This is a genomic window from Rhizobium sp. 01T444 (assembly GCF_056398305.1).
The window spans coordinates 1-557 of record NZ_JBFTPD010000345.1; the positions used below are offsets into that span (position 1 = coordinate 1).

The 557-nt window shown below is 68.0% G+C and carries 1 protein-coding gene; it reads right to left on the reverse strand.

Annotated features, from left to right (window positions below):
• Positions 1–557 (reverse strand): alpha-amylase family glycosyl hydrolase (locus tag AC1DTN_RS38840; RefSeq protein WP_477925550.1); only part of this gene is annotated, 557 nt, incomplete at both ends.

A 557-nucleotide genomic window follows, 5' to 3' on the forward strand; every position in this document is an offset into this window, starting at 1 on the left:
CCAGATAGTTGCGCACTTCCGTGCGCGCATAGTTGAAGATCAGCGTCTGCCAGTCGTTGTGGAAGCCTTCGCGCGGGTCGGCATATTCGTAGAGCGCGGTGCCGTCGAAGCGGCCCAGCCCATGCGCGTCGGTCGGGAAATGCGCCGGCACCCAGTCGAGGATCACGCCCAGGCCGGCCTTGTGCGCGGCCTCGACGAAGGCGCGGAAGTCCGCCGGTGTGCCGAAGCGCGAACTCGGCGCATAGAGGCCGATCGGCTGGTAGCCCCAGGAGCCGTCGAAGGGATGCTCGCTGATGGGCATCAACTCGATGTGCGTGAAGCCCATGTCGCGGGCGTAGGGCACCAGGGTGTCGGCCAGGTCCTGGTAGTCGAGCCACTCGTGGCCGTTCTTTCGCCGCCACGAACCCAGATGCACTTCGTAGATGCTGATGGGCGCGCCGCGTGCGTTGGCCTCGGCACGTCCCTGCGGTACCTTGGCGGGCGGCGGAAGCGGGTGCACGACGCTGGCGGTGTCGGGGCGCAGGCGCGCGGAGAAGCCGAAGGGATCGGCCTTGCGC